General features: G+C 40.3%; 16 protein-coding genes. 5 read left to right on the top strand and 11 right to left on the bottom strand.

Annotated features, from left to right (window positions below; translation table 11 throughout):
• The 5 genes from BUE31_RS31240 to BUE31_RS29505 form a co-directional block, all read right to left on the bottom strand.
• On the bottom strand, positions 1-395 hold a 395-nt coding region (locus BUE31_RS31240), incomplete at its 3' end, for a hypothetical protein (protein ID WP_159440765.1).
• Between the two features lie 252 nt (positions 396-647).
• Positions 648-1,295: a response regulator transcription factor gene (locus tag BUE31_RS29520; protein ID WP_200802005.1), complete on the bottom strand. Its 648-nt coding sequence runs from the start codon at positions 1,293-1,295 to the stop codon at positions 648-650.
• 57 nt (positions 1,296-1,352) lie between these two features.
• On the bottom strand, positions 1,353-4,331 hold the full coding sequence (locus tag BUE31_RS29515) for a sensor histidine kinase (RefSeq protein ID WP_073407523.1): 2,979 nt from the start codon (positions 4,329-4,331) through the stop codon (positions 1,353-1,355).
• A gap of 454 nt (positions 4,332-4,785) precedes the next feature.
• Entirely contained in the window at positions 4,786-5,487 is a 702-nt protein-coding gene (locus BUE31_RS29510) for a LytR/AlgR family response regulator transcription factor (protein ID WP_073407521.1), read from the bottom strand.
• A complete protein-coding gene (locus tag BUE31_RS29505) occupies positions 5,484-6,584 on the bottom strand; it encodes a sensor histidine kinase (protein ID WP_200802004.1) in 1,101 nt (366 codons plus the stop codon). The genes BUE31_RS29510 and BUE31_RS29505 overlap by 4 nt, the downstream gene beginning before the upstream one ends.
• Before the next feature lie 71 nt (positions 6,585-6,655).
• Between BUE31_RS29505 and BUE31_RS29500 the strand changes: the two genes are divergently transcribed.
• The 5 genes from BUE31_RS29500 (at position 6,656) to BUE31_RS29480 (ending at position 14,184) form a co-directional block, all read left to right on the top strand.
• Complete coding sequence (locus BUE31_RS29500; RefSeq protein ID WP_083620501.1) at positions 6,656-9,181, top strand: outer membrane beta-barrel family protein; 2,526 nt, start codon at positions 6,656-6,658, stop codon at positions 9,179-9,181.
• A gap of 117 nt (positions 9,182-9,298) precedes the next feature.
• A complete protein-coding gene (locus BUE31_RS29495; protein ID WP_073407517.1) occupies positions 9,299-11,743 on the top strand; it encodes an outer membrane beta-barrel family protein in 2,445 nt (814 codons plus the stop codon).
• 93 nt (positions 11,744-11,836) lie between these two features.
• A complete protein-coding gene (locus BUE31_RS29490) occupies positions 11,837-12,436 on the top strand; it encodes a hypothetical protein (protein WP_073407515.1) in 600 nt (199 codons plus the stop codon).
• Positions 12,437-12,472: 36 nt separating this feature from the next.
• A complete protein-coding gene (locus tag BUE31_RS29485; protein WP_073407514.1) occupies positions 12,473-13,060 on the top strand; it encodes an RNA polymerase sigma-70 factor in 588 nt (195 codons plus the stop codon).
• On the top strand, positions 13,057-14,184 hold the full coding sequence (locus BUE31_RS29480) for a FecR family protein (protein WP_159440764.1): 1,128 nt from the start codon (positions 13,057-13,059) through the stop codon (positions 14,182-14,184). Before BUE31_RS29485 ends, BUE31_RS29480 begins: the two co-directional genes overlap by 4 nt.
• Before the next feature lie 158 nt (positions 14,185-14,342).
• On the opposite strand, the gene BUE31_RS29475 is transcribed toward BUE31_RS29480, so the two are convergent.
• The 6 genes from BUE31_RS29475 to BUE31_RS29450 all read right to left on the bottom strand — a co-directional run bounded on the left by BUE31_RS29475 (position 14,343) and on the right by BUE31_RS29450 (position 19,034).
• Complete coding sequence (locus tag BUE31_RS29475) at positions 14,343-14,579, bottom strand: hypothetical protein (protein ID WP_073407511.1); 237 nt, start codon at positions 14,577-14,579, stop codon at positions 14,343-14,345.
• A 189-nt stretch (positions 14,580-14,768) separates the two neighbouring features.
• Complete coding sequence (gene metQ, locus BUE31_RS29470) at positions 14,769-15,578, bottom strand: methionine ABC transporter substrate-binding lipoprotein MetQ (protein ID WP_073407510.1); 810 nt, start codon at positions 15,576-15,578, stop codon at positions 14,769-14,771.
• A gap of 13 nt (positions 15,579-15,591) precedes the next feature.
• Positions 15,592-16,248: a methionine ABC transporter permease MetI gene (gene metI / locus BUE31_RS29465; protein WP_073407508.1), complete on the bottom strand. Its 657-nt coding sequence runs from the start codon at positions 16,246-16,248 to the stop codon at positions 15,592-15,594.
• Positions 16,241-17,272, bottom strand: a complete 1,032-nt coding sequence (metN, locus tag BUE31_RS29460) for a methionine ABC transporter ATP-binding protein MetN (RefSeq protein ID WP_073407506.1) — start codon at positions 17,270-17,272, stop codon at positions 16,241-16,243. Before metN ends, metI begins: the two co-directional genes overlap by 8 nt.
• Positions 17,273-17,378: 106 nt before the next feature.
• On the bottom strand, positions 17,379-18,122 hold the full coding sequence (locus BUE31_RS29455) for a superoxide dismutase (protein ID WP_073407504.1): 744 nt from the start codon (positions 18,120-18,122) through the stop codon (positions 17,379-17,381).
• 108 nt (positions 18,123-18,230) lie between these two features.
• Positions 18,231-19,034: a DUF4397 domain-containing protein gene (locus BUE31_RS29450; RefSeq protein ID WP_073407503.1), complete on the bottom strand. Its 804-nt coding sequence runs from the start codon at positions 19,032-19,034 to the stop codon at positions 18,231-18,233.

Genomic DNA, 19,034 nt, shown 5'->3' with positions numbered 1-19,034 from the left:
TCGCCAATATAAATATTACCGGCTGCATCCACCGCGATACCCGCCGGGATGTTAAAGCCCGAACCCAAAGTCGTGGTGCTGCTGCTGTACGCCGGCGCTCCAGCCGCACCACCGCCAATCGTTGGTGATAACACCGCAATTGCCGTGCCTGCTACATAGGTTTGGGGAGAAATGTAGCTGATGAAGGGCACACCAAATTGGTTTGATCCTTTTATTATTGCTGCGTTTTTTTTACCGGGCCTGCCTATCCGGTTGCTCTTATATTCAGGCGAAGCATTGGCACCGGCATACAAGTTATTAAAACAAAATAAAGCCATAAATATGGCCAGACCTAATTTTTCAATAAAAATTAGCGCAGGAAAAAAATTTTTTGATGAAGGTAAAGATGTTTTCATAATAGTGCGGATGGGTAATTTTTTTTAATACTAACAAACCGAGGAAGATGTTTTTTGGCCACGTCAAGATCGGATATATATTACTATGTATCAATCATATAAACATATGATTTTAAGAAGCAAAGAGAGAGCACGGAGGTCAGGAATCAAGAGATGGGGTACAAGGGATCGGGAATAAAATACCGGATATAAAGTAAACCAGTTAAGCGCTTCTTCCTGTTTCCTGACTTTTTCCATCTTGTTTCTTAATTCTCAACCCTGATCGTTTATAAGGCGCTCACGGATTGCCTTTGCTACCGCTTCAGATTTTGAATTAACATGAAGCTTTTTGTAAATATTGCAGATATGGGTACAAACAGTCCCCATGCTTATAAAGCAATGCCCGGAAATCATTTTATAACTATCGCCCTTTACCAGGCATCGCAGTACATCTTTTTCACGTGCGGAAAGATCATATGCATTTTCGGTTATATTTTTCTTTTCACTAAAAAACTCCAGCACCTTACGGGCAATACTGGCATTCATTGGCGCGCCACCCTGGCTTACCTCGGTAATGGCTTCCAGTATTTTTGCCGGAGTAGTTTTTTTAAGCAGGTAACCTGTTGCACCTGATTGCAGCGCATCAAAAATTTTTGTACTATCATCATAAGAAGTGAGTATAAGAACATTTATACCCGGAAAATGACTTTTTATTAATGCTGTAGCTTCAATGCCGTTAAGACCCGGCATATCAATATCCATCAGGATAACATCGGCAGTATCCTGGCGCAAATGTTCAAGTACATGGTTACAATCAGGATACACACCAGCAACAGTAAAACCCTGAGCACCTGAAATAAGGTAATATAAACTATCACGTAAAGCGCTGTTGTCGTCAAATACGGATACCCTTATGTCCACTTGATTTAAGTTAAAGTGTAAATATAACCCGGTATAATCACTTGTTCAATAATATAACTATATGATATTAACCAGCAATCGGGTAACCGTTCCGGCTCCCGGCTGTGTTGTTACCTTTATGGTGCCTTTAATTTCAGCGGCCCGCTTCTGCATGTTCTTTAAGCCATTCCGGTTGTGTTTTGCATTAATATCAAAACCTTTACCATTATCGCTTATAATAAGCTCAAGGTGGTTATTTAATTTATTTACAGAAACTTTCATAGCCGAGCAGCCCGAATGTTTTAGTAAATTATTAATACACTCTTTAAAAATCATGAATATATTTTTGCGGGCTTCCATTTTTATCCGGGCATTAAGAATGTCTTCCTGCATGCTGATGTCAAACTGAATGTTCCTGGCTTCAAGTAGCGGAATAGCAAATTCACGCATCCGCACGGCTAAATCATTAAAGTGATCATTTTGCGGGTTTACTGCCCAAATAATGTCGTCCATAGCATCAAGCATGGCGCGCGAATGAAATGAAATATGGCTGATGATCTCCCGGGTTTTTTCAGGTGGCTGCTGTTGTTTCAATTGAGTGTCAGCCACCTCGCTAAAAATAGAAATACTGCTCAGGGCCGAGCCTATATCGTCATGAAAATCAGATGCTATCCGTTCTCGTATTCGTTCAATTGCCAAAATATGATTTATCTTATACCGGTATAGCTTGTATAAAATAAACGCAATTATCAATATTACTAACAGCCTGAACCACCAGGCGGCCCAATAGGGGGGCTTTATTATAAAGCTAAAGGAGGCCAGGTGCTTGTTCCAAACACCATTTTTATTACCACATTGTACATAAAATGTATAATTGCCTGATGGAAGCTGTGAATAGTTGGCACTGCGCTGATCATCGGTATATTGCCACCGGGAATCGGCGCCGTTAAGCTTATATCGAAAATTTATGTGGTCAGGGTCGGAATATAAAAAAGATGTGAATGCTATGTTTATTGAATTATCTGAATGATTAAAAACCAGGTTCCCGGTGTTTTCCTGTTCCATAAAATGCCGTAAAACAGGCTGATTATTTACGTACACCCTTTCAATTACCGGATTAGAAGGGACCAGGTTATTTTTCAGGTCGTGTGTAAAATAAGCATAGCCGTTCTCAAAGCCAAAAACAATATCATTGTCAACAACAGTAAAAGGCGAGCTGGGGAAAATTTGCATCATTGATGTTTCATGCTCGGCCCTTGATGATCTGTATGTATTAAGGTTGTAATTTAAAATTCCTACTTCCGATCCTATCCAAACCATATTATTTATACTTACAATACTTTCACAGGCAGGATTCAATAAATTGGCTATCGTATTTACCACCTTAAAGCTTTTTGTTTGTTTATTAAAAATAGTTATCCCGCTGCCGGCAGCACAAACAATCTGATCATCAACCGCATTACAAATGCCAAAGAAAAAATAGTTGGATTTTTCACCTTTCCCCCTGTAAACAATGGTTTTATGTGTTAAGGTATTATAACTAAATAAACCATCCCTTGACGCAATCCAAAGTATTCCCTTATCATAAAAACCGCTTATCAGGATATATTTTAGCCGGTTGTCAGACTTGTCGGACATGTTATTGTTTGAAGCATTATTAATTTTGCGGGTAACCAGGTCATATTTAAACAAACCATTATTTGTGGTAATATAGTAGGTATTTGCATCTGCCATAATTACTCCACGGATATTACACATAAGCGCAAGGGAATCAGGAATGGGTAATTTTTTTCGTGATAAGATGCCCAATTGCTCATCCCATTCCACTATTTCTTTCTGAGTTGCTATGAGCCATTTCTTTTTCGAAAGCTGTGCAAAGTCATAGATCTTCTGTGTTCCTGGATTCGCATTTAAGATCTTTTCAATTTTCTTTGTTTTCCAGTCAACGCAAATCAGCCCCTTGTTATACGATGCCATCCAAACCTTTGTACTGTCGTATTTATCCCTGGCAATTTTATTTATCCCCAGCTCATCTGTATTGCTTTTATTTAAAAACCGCATTTTCAATTGCTGGTTAAACATGTCAAGCATACTGATGCCAAAGGTTGTGCTTAACCACAGCCTGCCCGTTTTATCCGGGTAAAATCTTGTAATTATATTGCTGGGGACACTATATGGGTTGTTATCCTCATGAACGTAAGCAAGCTCCGTTTTTTTTAGGATCGTGTTATACACTATTATTCCCTTCCCTTCCGTTGCCAAAAAAAGATATTTCTTTTCCTTGTCCGCCGGAAGAAAGATCATATCGTTTATTAAAATATCTCTTATTGCATTACATACAGGGTTCAAGTCCCTCAAATTATCAAATGAAAACAAGCCATAATTTGTTCCCAAAAGAATTTCATTACCATTTTTATTTACCGAAAATACCTTAATCAGCAAGTTATTATAGATTAAGGTATTTGTTGAAAATGTATCATTCTTAATATTATAGGTATATACTTTTTCGCGGCTTGAAATAAATAAGGTATTTTCATCAATAAGGTAAGAGCACAAAGGGTCCGTGATGCTTTTAAGCGATGTGTAGGTTATTTTTAAAGTTTTGAGGTCTAATTTTGCTAAACCATAATCACAAATAAACCACAGGTAATTTTTTTGAAGACAATAGGAATTAACTCCCGTAATAGGATGCCTTAAATCAGATTTAATATAAACAAACTTTCCGCTTGCATCATCATAATAACACATCCCGTTTGAACAGATCCAGATCCTGCCGTCATTATCAACTTTAACACTTGTGTAATTACCTTTAAGCCCGCTCGCCCTGTCAAAGCTGTTAAAATCAATTGTTTTGTAGCCGTCAAACCTTTGTACGCCATCGCTGCAGGTCCATATATACCCATGCTTATCCATAGCTACATCAGCTACTCCCCTGCCAATAAAGTGGTTTTGACTATTAAAGTTCTCAAAGCGCCAATCGGGATTTGGGATAAATACCTGGGCCGGCAGATCAAGTGGTAAAAGCAACAGCAGTAAAACAAATCTAAACTTGATCATAAATTTAAACGGCTAAAACCAGGGGAATAATAAAGGCCTAAATAATAACATTTTAACTTATTTAAAATTTAGTATAATTATAAGTGATTGATTATAAAATAATAAACTTTTTATTTAATAATATGGGTAATATAAATATAAGGAAAGATAAGGTAATCCGCAAGCCCGTAGTTTAGCAGGGAAGCATTGTCTCCAAAATACGGGGGATCCTAACAACATAGGTAATTGGAAGAATCACAACCTTGTATTTTGTCATTCTGAGTAGAGCGAAGATCTATCTCTTGAGCTTCAGCGAAAAATCTTCTTCGTGTGATATTGGGGCAGGACAAGTAAGCTGGCTACCTATCAATTGGATAAGATCCTTTACTGCGTTCCAGGATGACAAAGGATGCTTTTATAATCTTCCGAACAGCTGTGATCTTAACAACAGGTGATGCGGAAAGGCTTTTAACCATCAACCATTTTGAATGGCTTTGTATACATAAGCTTTATAGCTATCGCCAACAGGCAGTTCCAATTTCCCGATCTCTATATCGTTGGCGGTAAAAGCTGTTATATGCTGCAGGTTAACGATGTATGAACGATGGATCCTTATGAAGCCTTTGCCATCCAGTTCTTTCTCCAGGTCGCTGATCTTATATTTTGAAGTGATCACCTTTTCATTAGTATGCACAATCACATAATCTTTTAAACTTTCGGCATATAAAATATCGCGCGTATCAACCTTAAAATATTTATAACCCGATTTGAGGTAGATAAATTGCCTTTCTGAAGAAGACAGCACCTCAGGTGTAGTATAATTAGCGGTGTGCAGGTACCGTTCAATAGCCTTGAAAAAGCGGTCGAAAGTAATGGGTTTTAGTAAGTAGTCAATAACCCCAAGGTCAAAGCCATCCAGTGCAAATTCGCGGTAAGCGGTGGTTAAAATTGTTTTTGGCGGGTTGCGCAAGGTTTTTAACAGCTCCAGGCCTGATAACTGGGGCATTTTTATATCCATAAATAACAGGTCAACAGGTTGCCGGTTTAAAATTTCGAGCGCTTTTATCGCATTATTACAGGTAGCAGTTACCTCAAAAAAATCAAGCTGGGCAATATGCTTTTGCAAAAGCTGTATTGCCAGGGGCTCATCATCCACTATTACACATTTTATCTTCATGATAAATAAATGGCAAGGGTTACAGTAAACAATGTATCCGTTTGGGTGATCTCTAATTTATGTTTTTGAGGATAGATCAGCTCCAGCTGCTGTTTTAAATTCTGCAGGCCAATGCTCTCCGGATTTTCTGCTTTAGGATGAAAAGAGTTAGAGACCATAAAACTAAAACTTGTATTATTTGCATTTAGTTCGATACTGATCACCGGGCTGCCAATATCATTACCAGCTCCATGTTTAAAGGCATTTTCCACAATTGATAGAAGGATCAAAGGTGCAATTTCAATCTCCTGTTTAACATTACAGGTAAAGTTAACTTTTAACCGTTCATCATACCTCAGTTTTTCAAGCCCGATATAATTGTTTAGTAAAGTTATCTCACCCGAAAGCGGCACATATAAGCTATTGCATTTGTAAAGGATATAATCCAGGATCTCCGACAGCCTCCCTATTGAGGTTGAAGTTACCGGCGAATTGCTTAAGGAAAGCGAGTAAATATTATTTAAGGTGTTGAATAAAAAATGAGGATTAAGCTGGCTTTTGAGTAGTTTTAGCTCTGTTTCTGCTTTTTCCTTCTCTAATGATAATGTCCGCTTCTGTATGATCAGCTGATCTTTCAGCAGCTTTAAGAACATAAAAACAAAGGCCACGGAAAAAATGCGAGAGAAGTACACATAAGCTAATTTAGGCAGATCTGTAAATATTTCAATGTAAGTTTCTTTCGGGTTATGTTTTCTTCCATAAAGCGGTTCTTCAAAATGAATGACTTCCACCCTTGAAAGCGCGCAGATAACATAAGCGCTCAGCATAAAATAAATAAAAGCAGCCAGGTATTTTTGTTTATAAACAAACCGGGGGACGATAAAATAGGCTAAAAAATAAGCCGCAGGTATTTGCGCCAACAGATTTGTCCCGTCGCCAATTAAATCATGACTGAATGGTATCCGGTCTGCCAAATTGTAATAATTGCTGGAGAGTAACTGCACCATTAGCAAGATCATCCAGAAAAAAAAATGGCTGATCACCCGGTGTTCATTATTAAATTTGATCAGTTTCTCGGAGAGGTTCATGTACAAAAATACACTTTGTTCACCTTTCATGAATAACAGTCGACAAACAGGCCGGATTGCCCCCTGAATAGTCCGCATCCAATGCTTAAACCGGGTTTGTCATGCAAAAACACCTGTCTGGCAATTGTCTATTCCTTTCGGGCAGCTCTTCGGTTTTTGCAGCTGTGTTTTATCGAATATTGGGAATGCGGAAACCAAAATTCATCCTTTTATTCATATTACTGGTGCTTGCTGAAGTACAACTTAAGGCGCAAGCCCCTAACCAGGGCAGTATTAAAGGTAGTTTGGCTGATGATCAAAAAAATGCGTTGCCTTATGCCACTGTTATTTTAAAAAACGCCGAAGATTCCAGCATTTACCGGACAGTTCTGAGTAATGATAAGGGCGTATTTTCAATCACCCCTGTCGCGGAAGGGAATTATGTACTTGAAATAAGTATGCTAAGCTTTGAAAAAGTGAAGAAAAACATTGCTGTTGATCAGACCCGCCCGTCAATTGACCTGGGCGTAATTACCTTAAAAAACGCAGCCAATATGCTTAAAGATGTTACCATCAAAGCAGATATACCCCTAACCGAGCACCAATTGGATAAAACCGTGGTCAATATTGGGCAAAACCTCACTACTGAAGGTTCAACGGTTTGGGAAGTATTGCGCAAACTGCCGGGCGTACAGGTTACCCCCGATGGGCAAATCACGCTCAATGGCAAACCGGGCGCAAATGTGCTGATTGACGGGAAGACAACTTATCTGTCGTCGGAAGACCTGGCGGGCTTGCTTGGTGGGATGCAGGCTTCGGGGATCCAGCGGATCGAACTTATGAGCAACCCCTCATCTAAATATGATGCGGCGGGAACTGCAGGGATCATCAATATCGTGAAAAAGAAAAACACCAAAGAAGGAATCAACGGGAGTATCAACGCCGGCGCGGGCCAGGGCCATTACGGCAGATACAATGGCGGTTTTACCTTCAGTTATAAAAACGAGCATATTAACCTGTTTGTAAACAACACCTATACTTACAACAAAAGATTCAGCAGCAGTGAAGTAACCAGTGATATTTCCGGGCCCAACAACAACCTGTTAACGGAGCAGGCGTCAACCAACCACAGTAACAGTACTAACCGGAACTACCGGCCTACACTGGGTCTGGATATTTACCTGTCCAAACGCAGCACACTCACCTTATCCGGTACCGCAGGCTTTGGCAGTGCGGGTAGTGGGTTGATCTCGGGTATGGATTTGCTGGACAGCCTTCGAAACAAGGTTAATCATATTGCTTATTCAAGTACTTTGCATGACAATCCTTTCAACTATACAGCAGGGATCCAGCTGGCGCATCAACTGGATACAGCAGGCAGATCCTTTACTGTGAATGCCGACCATTCTGAATACCGTAACTTCCCCCTGCAAACCAACTACAATATGCTGAACGATGCAGCCGGTAATTTTGTCAGCGAAACAAATAACTTATTAGTGCAACACCGGCAGCTGGATATTTATGCGACAAAAGCAGATTATGTGCAGCCCTTAAAAAACAAGGGCAACTTTGAAGCAGGCATCAAATCAAGCTACGTAAAAGCAAATAACAACAATACCGCCTATGACCTTACCGGCGGACAACAAGTGATCGACCCGGTGCAAAGCGATTATACAGTTAATTCAGAGAATATCAATGCGGCTTATGTTAATCTCAACAAAAGCTGGTCGAACCTTTCGGCCGAGGCAGGACTTCGCGCCGAACAAACGGTGACCAAAGGTAAAGAACGGCTGACCGGCGAGACCGTTAACCTGAATTACCTGCAATTGTTCCCATCGTTATTCCTGAACGATAAAATTAATGAACAAAACTCGTTAACACTTCGGTTGGGGCGGCGGACAGACCGGCCGGATTATCACGAGCTGGTTCCCTTCAGACGACCACAAACGGCTACCTTATTTTTCCAGGGCAACCCTAACCTGAAGCCACAGGTATCCTGGCATGGGGAATTGGCCTGGAATTTTCAGCAGGCCCTTACCCTCACGCTTAACTACGATATCGTCAGCGATTATATCCGTACCTTCCCGTTCCTTGATACCAACAAAACCACTATCACCCGCAGGCCAGTGAATGTCCAAAAGGCACATAGCTGGGAGATTGACCTGGCTTATGCGAAAAAGCTGCTTTCCTGGTGGTCTACCGATAATACACTTGCTTTTTACCGTAATGCTTTTAATGGGCAGGCAGCCGGGTACAGCCTGGATAATGCAGGGCTGGTATCGCTACAGTTCAATACCAATAATAGTTTCCGGATCAGTTCTGTCTTATCAGCCGAGTGCGATTGGGAGTATGATAGCAAACGACAGTTCGTCAATTCTACCTACGGCGCTTATTCTGTACTTGACCTGGGTTTAAAAAGATCTTTGTTTGCCGGCAAAGGTTCTTTAACGCTGAACGCGAACAATATCCTGCAAAGTGAAGATCGTAACGCGATCGACCGTAATAACGGGCTCTACCAGGTTACCAACCTGCATTTTTATTCGCGATCCGTCAGCCTGAACTTTGCGTACCGCTTTGGCAGCGGGAAAACTGCGAAGACAAAAGTGAATTCCGGCTCTGAAGACGAGCAGAAACGTGCAGGGAGTTGAATTATATAATGATGTACAAAAATTAAAAATAAGAATACCAGGAACACATAAGAAGATAAATTTCTTTTTGAATAAGGGTAAAACCGGGTCGGGTTGTCTCAACCCAAACTTTATCAAATGAGACAATTTATAACAGCATGCGTACTTATTCTTATTCAACTTAGCAGTTTTGCACAGCCAGGCGCTAAAATATCCGGGCAGGTAATTGAAACAACCGGTAAACCTATAGTTGCTGCAACAGTAACATTAGTAAATGCCAACGACTCGCTAACTATCAAAAAAACGCCAACCGGCAATGATGGTCATTTTACTTTACAGTCTGTTAAAACAGGGACCTACAAGTTATGGATCACACATATTGGTTACCAGAAACAAAGAAGTAATATAATAACCATTGATAAACAGGGCCAATCCGCTGATCTCGGGCAAATAGCCTTAATCCCAATCAATAAGATCCAGTTAAAGGAAGTAACTATCAACGCAAAAAAACGGTTTGTAGAGCATAAGATTGACCGGACGGTAGTTAATGTGGATGCTTTAGCAACTAATGAAGGCATTTCGGCTTTAGAGGTGCTTGAAAAAGCGCCCGGGATATTTGTCGATCCTAACGGCTCAATCAGCCTGGAAGGCAAGCAGGGCGTTGCTGTTTATATTGATGACAAGAAGAGTTATCTTACCGGGGCCGACCTGACGGCCTATCTGCAATCATTACCATCAGGCGCTTTGGATCAGATAGAACTAATGACCAACCCACCGGCAAAATATGATGCTGCCGGGAGTGGCGGGATGATCAATATCCGGCTTAAGAAAAGCAAAGTAAAAGGCTTTAACGGCGGCCTCACAGCAATTTACGGGCATTGGCGGTACGGCAAAATTGATGATAGCTTCAACTTCAATTACCGCAATAATAAGATCAATATTTTTGGCAATGTTGGTTATAATATGCAGAATTATTCTTTACAGGAAGACTATTCCAGGCGTTATTTAAACCCCGATGGCAGTATACAATCCAATTTCATGCAACACAGGTTTGCGCACGCAAAGGGCTATACATTAGGGCCTCAACTGGGCATTGATTTTTACCAGGATGATAAAAATACCTTGGGGATGCTGTTCAACGGGGTATTCAAACCTCTTAATACTTTAAGCATTACTACAACAAATCTTTTGAATGCCGGCAATCAACCTGATTCATCTGTTGTACAAAACCTTAATAGCCGCCGGGTTTTTAATACCGCGCGTACAAATTTCAATTACCGGCACAGATATGATAAAAACGGCCATGAACTGTCTGCCGATTTTGATTACAATTTTTTCCGGGTAATTGATAACCAGCAATTTGATAACGCTACGACATATCCGGGGCAGGCTGCTCAATCACCAAGCAGGCAATCGGGTATCAGTCCGTCCAATATCAATATTTACGCCTTCAAAACAGATTATAGTCAGCCTTTTAAAAACGGCTATAAATTCGAAACCGGTTTAAAAACCAGCTATACCCAAACAGATAACCTGGCCAGTTATTTCAATACCGTTAACAGCATTACACTGCCCGATGAGGATAAGACCAATCACTTCCTATATCATGAAAATATCAATGCGGCTTATATTAACCTCAGTAAAGATTGGAAAAAGCTGTCTGCACAGGCAGGGTTAAGACTGGAGAATACGACTGCAGGCGGGCATCAGTTGGGTAATTCAGTTTACCCGGATTCCACTTTTAATACACATTATACCAGCATATTCCCTACTTTCTATTTGCAATATAAGGTGGATACAGCCGAAGTTAATCAGTTCGGTTTTAATTATGGCCGCAGGATCAACCGGCCCTTTTACCAGGATTTGAACCCATTTGTGATCCCCGAAGATCAATTTACCTATGATGCCGGAAATCCGTACCTGCGGGCCTCCTATTCCCAAAACCTGGAATTATCCCACATCTACAAAAACAACTTGACCACCAAACTGAGTTACAGCCGGTCAACCGGCGATATACAGCAGATCAACCGGCTGGATAACGGTATTTATTACAGCCGCCCGGACAACATAGGCATGAGTGAAAGCGAAGGCATATCAGTTAACGGCAGTATCAATCCGGTAAAGTGGTTCACCTTCCGCGGTTATGCCTCCCTTTCTTTTGACCATACGCAGACCTTCCTGAATGATGCCACGGTGAATACGTATGGCAGCTCTTTTTATTTTTACGGAAACACCCAATTCAAATTCAACAAAGGCTGGACTACCGAGTTCACGGGTATTTACAATTCAAAAAGACGAACGTTCCAGTCAACCGCCAATGCTTTCGGGCGGGTGGTGATGGTATTGCAAAAAAAGCTATCCACAAGTACAACGATTAAGTTAACGGAAACCGATCTTTTCAATACTTTCAGGTATGGTGGAGTGATCAATAATTTAAAACTAGCGGAAGCAACTTACCGGAACACCTTTGATACCAGGGGGTTCAGCCTAAACCTGAGCTACCGGTTTGGCAAAGCCATCAATGACTTGCGCAAGCACGATGCCAATGCATCAGGCGATGAACAGGGACGGGTTAAAAATTAATTAAAATGGCATAAGGGTAAAAGCATTTTGAGTTGTCTCATTCCCGAAAAGCCAGGAAAGTAAATCATATCAAACAATTTAAAAACAGAAAATATGAAAAAGTTATTCACTTCAATAATCGCGATAAGCTTCTATAGCGTCATCTTTAGTTTAAGTCTGCAGGCAAAACCGGTTTACCCGGTCAGTACAAAAGCAGATACCACAATAGACCCTAAGAAAAATCCGGGTCCTGTAAACCTTGACAAACATCCTGAACTGATAACTAATGCGATAACAGGTATCAAAAACGGCAAGATCGCTTATCAAACCAAAAGCAGCATTACTGACACAGCTATTGACGTAGGCAAACATCCCGAAATTGTAAAAGCGATAATTAAAGACCCTTCGCATTGGGCCGCCATTCTTAAAGTTGATAAAAATTCCAATGATACCTTAACTGTTGAAGGGCGAAACAAACAGGTTATCAGGGATATTATAGCTGATCTGAAAAAAGAGAACATCATTAAAGAGCGGTCGGATATTGATTCATTCCTGTTAACAGACAGCGAATTTATGATCAATGGAAAAAAGGCTGATCCTTCTCTTTTCAATAAGCTAAGCAAAAAATACATTAAAGCTCCGGGTTACAAAATTTACTACGGCCCGGAAGACATGAAAGGTGTTGGAATTTTTCAAAAATCTGATACTTTGTAAACTCTTGTGTATATTGAATAATATCAGGCATACGTAGTGGAGCAAAGCGAACCGGAATTAATTAAGCTGGTAATTCAAGGCAGCGAAATGGCATTTGAAAGGTTTTTTAAAACCTATTATGAAAGCCTGCAGGCTTATGCCTATGTAATGCTACAGGATGAAGTTGTGGCAGAAGAAATGGTTCAGCAGGTATTTTATAAGCTGTGGGAGAAAAAAAGTCTGCTGAACATCCATACTTCTATCAAAGCATTTTTATATCGCTCCGTTTATAACGAATGTTTAAATTATCTGAAACATCAAAAACATAAGTTAGCATATGAAAACCATAGCCAGTATGCGGCTGCACAAACTTACCAGGAGCGTACGGATGACCTATTAGCACTAAGCGAGCTACAAAACAGGTTACAAAAGGCCATAAATGAATTACCGGAGCAATGCAGGAACATATTTTATATGAACCGTATGGAAGAACTAAAATATAGGGAAATTGCCGATCAGCTTGGCTTATCAATTAAAACGGTAGAAGCTCAGATAAGTAAAGCGCTGAAAATATTAAGAAAAAAACTAGTCGATTTTATCCCTGTAATTATTGGCTTGCTGTTAAATACTAAATGGTTCAAATGAAAAAACAGGGAAAACATATTGTGAATGAAGACCTGCTGATAAGGTATTTGGCCGCAGAAGCTACTGATGAAGAACGCCTACAGGTTGAACTATGGCTGGGCGAAAGTGAGCAGAACCGTGAAATATTTACAGGTTATCAACTAATTTTTGAAGAAAGCAAAGCCCTGAAGCTTCGCAATCCTTCTGGCGCAGATTTGGCATGGACCCGCTTTAAGGAAAAAATAGACTCGGCTGAACAACCCTTCACAAAGAGAAGGCCAATTAAACTTTGGTTAAGCATTGCCGCTGGCACTTTAATATTTTTTTCTGTAAGCTTATTATTTTACTTGAGAGAACCTGCACAACATGATTTTTCCGGGATCGTAGCAGATAACTTTTCAAAAGCTGATACCACCCTTGTAACTACAAACCAACCAAAAACTGATACCCTGGCGGACGGTTCTCTGATAGCGCTTAGCAAAAATTCGTCCTTAGCCTATGCAACAGGTCAATATATTAATAAACGGGATGTTACCCTGAAAGGGGAAGCCTTTTTTAATATCGTACATGATGTAAATCGCCCGTTCCGTGTTAAAATAAATGATATTTTGGTAAATGTGTTAGGCACCTCGTTTAATCTCAAAAGCATTGACAATAAAACAGAAATAATTGTAGAAACAGGTGTAGTGGGGATTACACGCAATAACAAAAGCATTAAACTATACGGCGGCGAGAAATTACTGGTTACCCCGGGCGACACCAGCTGGCGGAAGGAGAAAAAGGGTAGCTTTGATTTAAATAAATATCCTGGCCTTGTAAACGCTATCCTTAAAAACCCTAACAAATGGCCAGATTTGCTCAAAAACTATATCCCTAAAAATGATACTACAACAGTGGATGGCAAAAACAGAGCAGTTATCTGGAATATTATTCACGAAATTATCCGGGAAAAAATAACTGCTGACGGAGGAGTAAGATCCTTCAGGCTGAACGAGCATTTCCTAAAGGTAAATGATAAGCAACAACCCGATGTCGTTTTTCAAAGGTTTAAAGCAAAATACATCAAAGAACCTGGCTACACAATTTATTTTGGTGGCAGCCCTAAAGATGGTAAAGGCATTTATTTAAACCCTGATAGTTTATAGCTATTTAATCAATTTTCAAACAGCTATAAATTAAATGAAAGAGGATTAATCAGCCTGACAAGTTAAGTAACATACGCCTTAAAACCCCGGGGTAATTTCTTCATTTAAGGCTGCATTCAACTTTATATCTTGTGATAAACAAATGAAATAAGCTTAATCTATTTATCTGTTTCAACCTCAAATTCTTCGTGGTGCGAAAAAATCTGGTCATTGTGTTCCCAATCCAAAGTAAGTTTCCATTTACCTTGTTCGCATTTGCTTATCGGAATTTCCAGCATGTTGCTGCTTTTTGAATCTACCTTAAAATTTAACTGGTTGAGTTTTTCAGAAAAAAGGGGCATCAAGCAAGCCACTCCTTTTACCGGGTGGCCAAAATTAAACCGGATCGTTTTCATAGGCTGATTATTTTAATCGATAAATACAAATATCAGGTATTATAGCCCTTAAAAAAATGATCTTTATCACTAATCCATTAATCTCAATCATTATTTATTAAGATGGGCTTTGACTAGCATTACAATACTTATTTATCCCCATCAAATCATGAAAACATTTTTCCTCACAACTGATTTTCCTGGTAAGGCTTACCAGCCTTTTATTGCGCCGCCTTTAAAAGCAACTTCAGCAGCCTGCGCCACTTCGGGCGATTGATAGGCTTTTACAAACCTGGCAACATTGTCCTGTGCTTTATTATCTTCCCTCGATACGATGATATTTACGTATGGCGATTTTTCGTCCTCAACAAATATTCCGTCGCGTTTGGCAACCAGGCCGGCGGGCCCGGCAAAAGTATTGTTGATAATAGCGATGGTTACGTTCTGATCATCCAGCGAACGCGGCAGCTGGGGAGCTTCAAGTTCCAGGATCTTCAGGTTTTTTGGATTGCTTACAATATCATTCACTGTAGGTAATAAGCCTACACCATCTTTTAATTTCAATAAGCCTGCCTTTTGCAAAAGCAACAAGGACCGGCCGCTATTGGTAGGATCATTAGGGATAATAATGGTGCTGCCATCTTTCAACTGATCAATGGTTTTTATCTTTCGCGAATATCCTGCTAAAGGATAAACAAATGTGTTGCCTAAGATTGCAAATTTATAGCCCCGTTGTTTGGCCTGCACATCCAGGTAGGGTTTGTTTTGAAAAACATTAAGGTCAATATCTCCCTGGCTTAAAGCAGCATTAGGCATTACATAATCATTAAACTGAACCAGTTCCACATCCAGGTTATATTTATCTTTTGCAACTTTTTGAGCGGCTTCCGCTACCTTAAATTCCGGACCGGATTCTACACCTACTTTAATATGGTTTGTGTTGTTTACCTGTGCTTTTCTGCCGCAGGCAATTAAGCTTATTGACAGTATAGCTATACTGCTTAACGTTTTTATGTTCATGTTTTTAATTAAATTATTTACGGTGATCCACCTTTTTTGCAATGAGATCTCCGGAAATTTGAATAAGAAATACAAGGGCTACCAATAAAACCAATACCGTATTCATTACAACTACATCATACCCAACGTAGCCATACTGGTAACCAATTTGGCCTAAGCCGCCGGCACCAACAGCCCCGCCCATTGCTGAATAGCCAACCAATGTTATCAGGGTAATTGATGCGCTGCTGATTATGGAAGGAAGCGCCTCGGGCAGCAATACTTTAAAAACTATTTGTAAAGGAGTTGCACCCATTGCCCTTGCGGCTTCTATTAACCCATTCGGAATTTCAACCAGGCTGTTTTCAACCATCCTTGCTATAAATGGCGCCGCACCAATACTTAGCGGCACTAATGCAGCCTGTACGCCTATTGATGTGCCAACCAGGGCCCTTGTAAAAGGGATCATCCATACGATCAAAATAATAAACGGGATAGAACGAAAAATATTAACCAGGATAGAAATTACACCGTTCAGCAATCGATTTTCTGAAACCTGGCCCTTACGGGTCATAAAAAGTAATACGCCTGTTGGCAAGCCAAGAGCAAATCCAAAAAAACCGGATACAAAGGTCATTACTATGGTTTCAAGCAATCCTCTTAAAATCATCCACACCATTGGTTCAGACATAGCCTAATACCTCCACATCAATATGTTTACTACTATAATAAGCCAATGACTTTTTTGTATTCTCAGGAGTGCCTGTTACTTCAATCAACATTATTCCATATTTAACCCCGCCAGTATAATCCATTTGCGCGCTGATAATGTTATTATCAACGTCGAAAAGCCTGCTGGCTTCCGATAGAATAGTTGCCTCGGCAGAACGCCCTGTAAATTCGAGTTTCACTACCGGGTGGTTTTTACCCGAAGGTGTTGCTGTTAAACGCTGCTCATACTCAACCGGCAATGATGCATGCAGCGATGAAGCAATAAATTGCTTTGCCAGGCTGGTTTCGGGGTACGAAAACACTTCGCTAACCGATCCGCGTTCAATCAGCTTTCCATCGCTGATCACCGCAACCTCATTGCAAATGGCTTTAACAACATTCATCTCATGAGTGATCAGCAATATGGTGATATTGAAGCGCTGGTTAATATCTTTTAATAGTGCAAGGATCGATCTCGTGGTAGCAGGGTCAAGGGCACTTGTTGCTTCATCACATAAAAGCACTTTAGGGTTGCTGGCCAGTGTTCTTGCAATGGCTACTCTTTGCTTTTGCCCGCCGGATAAATTTGCAGGATAATCGTTTGCTTTTTCCTCCAGGCCAACTAATTCCAGCAATTCGTTTACCCGCTTTTTAATTTCCGATTTAGGCGTGCTATCCAATTCAAGCGGAAATGCTATGTTTTCAAAAACGGTTCTTGACGACAGCAAGTTAAAATGCTGAAAGATCATACCTATATGTCGCCTGGCTTTGGCAAGTTCAGCCGATGAAAGACTGGTGAGATTTTGACCATTGACAATAACCTCTCCTTTTGTTGGTTTCTCCAATAAGTTAACACAACGGATCAGCGTACTTTTACCAGCACCTGATGCACCTACCACCCCCAGGATCCTGCCCTGCGGCACAATCAGCGAAACATTTGACAGGGCAGTTACCTGGCCATGCTTTTTGGTAAACGTTTTAGTTATATTTTTTAGCTCGATCATTTAATATTCGGCGCAAATATATCCTATAATTCCTATGGAATTAATAACAAATATTAAACTTACACTAAAATTAAAAAAGTATACTGTTTGGTTTTCCGGGGTTTATCTATCCCAATCTTTTATTAACCTCGTTCCAGTTAACTACATTCCACCAGCCATCAATATATTCATTCCGCCTGTTTTGGTATTTCAAATAATAGGCATGTTCCCAAACATCCAAAGCCAATACAGGGGTTCCCTTTACGGTTGCATTATCAAACAGCGGGTTATCCTGGTTTGTGGTTGATGCTATTTTTAATTTGCCGTTATCGCTTATCAGCCATACCCAGCCTGAACCAAAACGGGCGAGCGCTTCTTTTTTAAATGCTTCTTTAAATTGATCGGCACTACCAAAGCTTGCAGTTATTGCATCTTTTATCTTTCCGTCAAACTTTGATGCTGCTGCCGGGGTTAAACTCTGCCAAAAAAAGTTGTGGTTCCAGGCCCCGCCACCATTATTACGTGCCTTGGCTGATAGCTTTGATGCATTGTCAAAAAATTCCTTTTCATTTGCAAAAGTTAACTTATCGGCAGCAATGGCGTCATTAACGTTCTTTATATAAGCAGTATGATGTTTTGTATAATGGATCTCCATGGTTAAGGCATCAATACTGGGTTCCAAAGCTTTGTAATCAAATCCCAGGGGCACCTGTGCAAATTTCAGCGCATCAGCAGAACCTGCAGCTAAGTTTACCGGTCTGTCTCCGGCAAATACTTCTGTACTGCTTAAAATTAAGGGGCCGCCTATTGCAACAGCCATGGTGGTTTTTAGCGTTGTTTCAATGAACGCCCTGCGGTTAGTTGTTTTCATGATGGTATCTTTTAGTTTATAAACTTGTTTAAATTTAAGAAACTGCCCGGAATAATCCGGAACAGTTTCATCTCACGTCCAAATTTACCTCTCTACAGGTTTCTTTATTTAATTATGCGTTATTATCGTCGCGCTTGCATCGGTGCTATTAGGTGTTCCATTTATATAAATGGTGTATATTTTGCCGGCCTGAAGTGTAATATTTTTTAACGGATCATTTACCAAAGCAATGGCAGATTGATCGCTTGTTTTTAAAACATTAAAGCTAACCGTACCTGCATCAACAGAAATAAACGGACCTAATGAAAACGCGTTTAATCCACTGCCCGATAAAACCGATCCTCCTGCCCTTCCATATGCTGTATTTGTAAACAACGCGTTGGTTTGGCCAGTTATTCCAAAATCGACGGATGGAGTGCCGGGAGCAAGATTTACGAACCTCACCTTGGCTTTACCACTTGTAGGAGCAGAAAGATCGTCATAAAAAAGAATAAGTGAATCGGCAGTGGCTTTTATATTTTTTATAGCAAACACGGTGTGATAATAGGTTGCTATAGGGCCATTAGGGCCACCTGTTGCGGTAAATGTAGCACTATTGCCAAACTCACGCGATGCAATGTATGAGGTATTTGTTCCCTGGGTAACGTTTATCTGTACATCACCATACTGCGCATCAAGGTATGGGGTGTAGCCATTTAGCGGCACAAGCGTTTTGGTAACCTGGGTAATATACGTCCAAAACTGTACGCCGCCGTTGGTATTAAGCGCGTTAACAAAACTTATATGTGCTACCAATGGCGCCCGGTCAGCAGCATTGATATTTAAATAATCTGTTTTTTTGCATGAGGTTATAAAGAACAATGCAATTACCGGGATTATGACTGATTTTATAATAGAAGATATTTTTTTCAT

This window comes from Mucilaginibacter sp. OK098, assembly GCF_900142915.1.
Classification (GTDB): Bacteria; Bacteroidota; Bacteroidia; order Sphingobacteriales; family Sphingobacteriaceae; genus Mucilaginibacter.
Note: the sequence above shows the minus strand (reverse complement) of the source record. Positions and strands in the feature narration are given on the sequence as shown.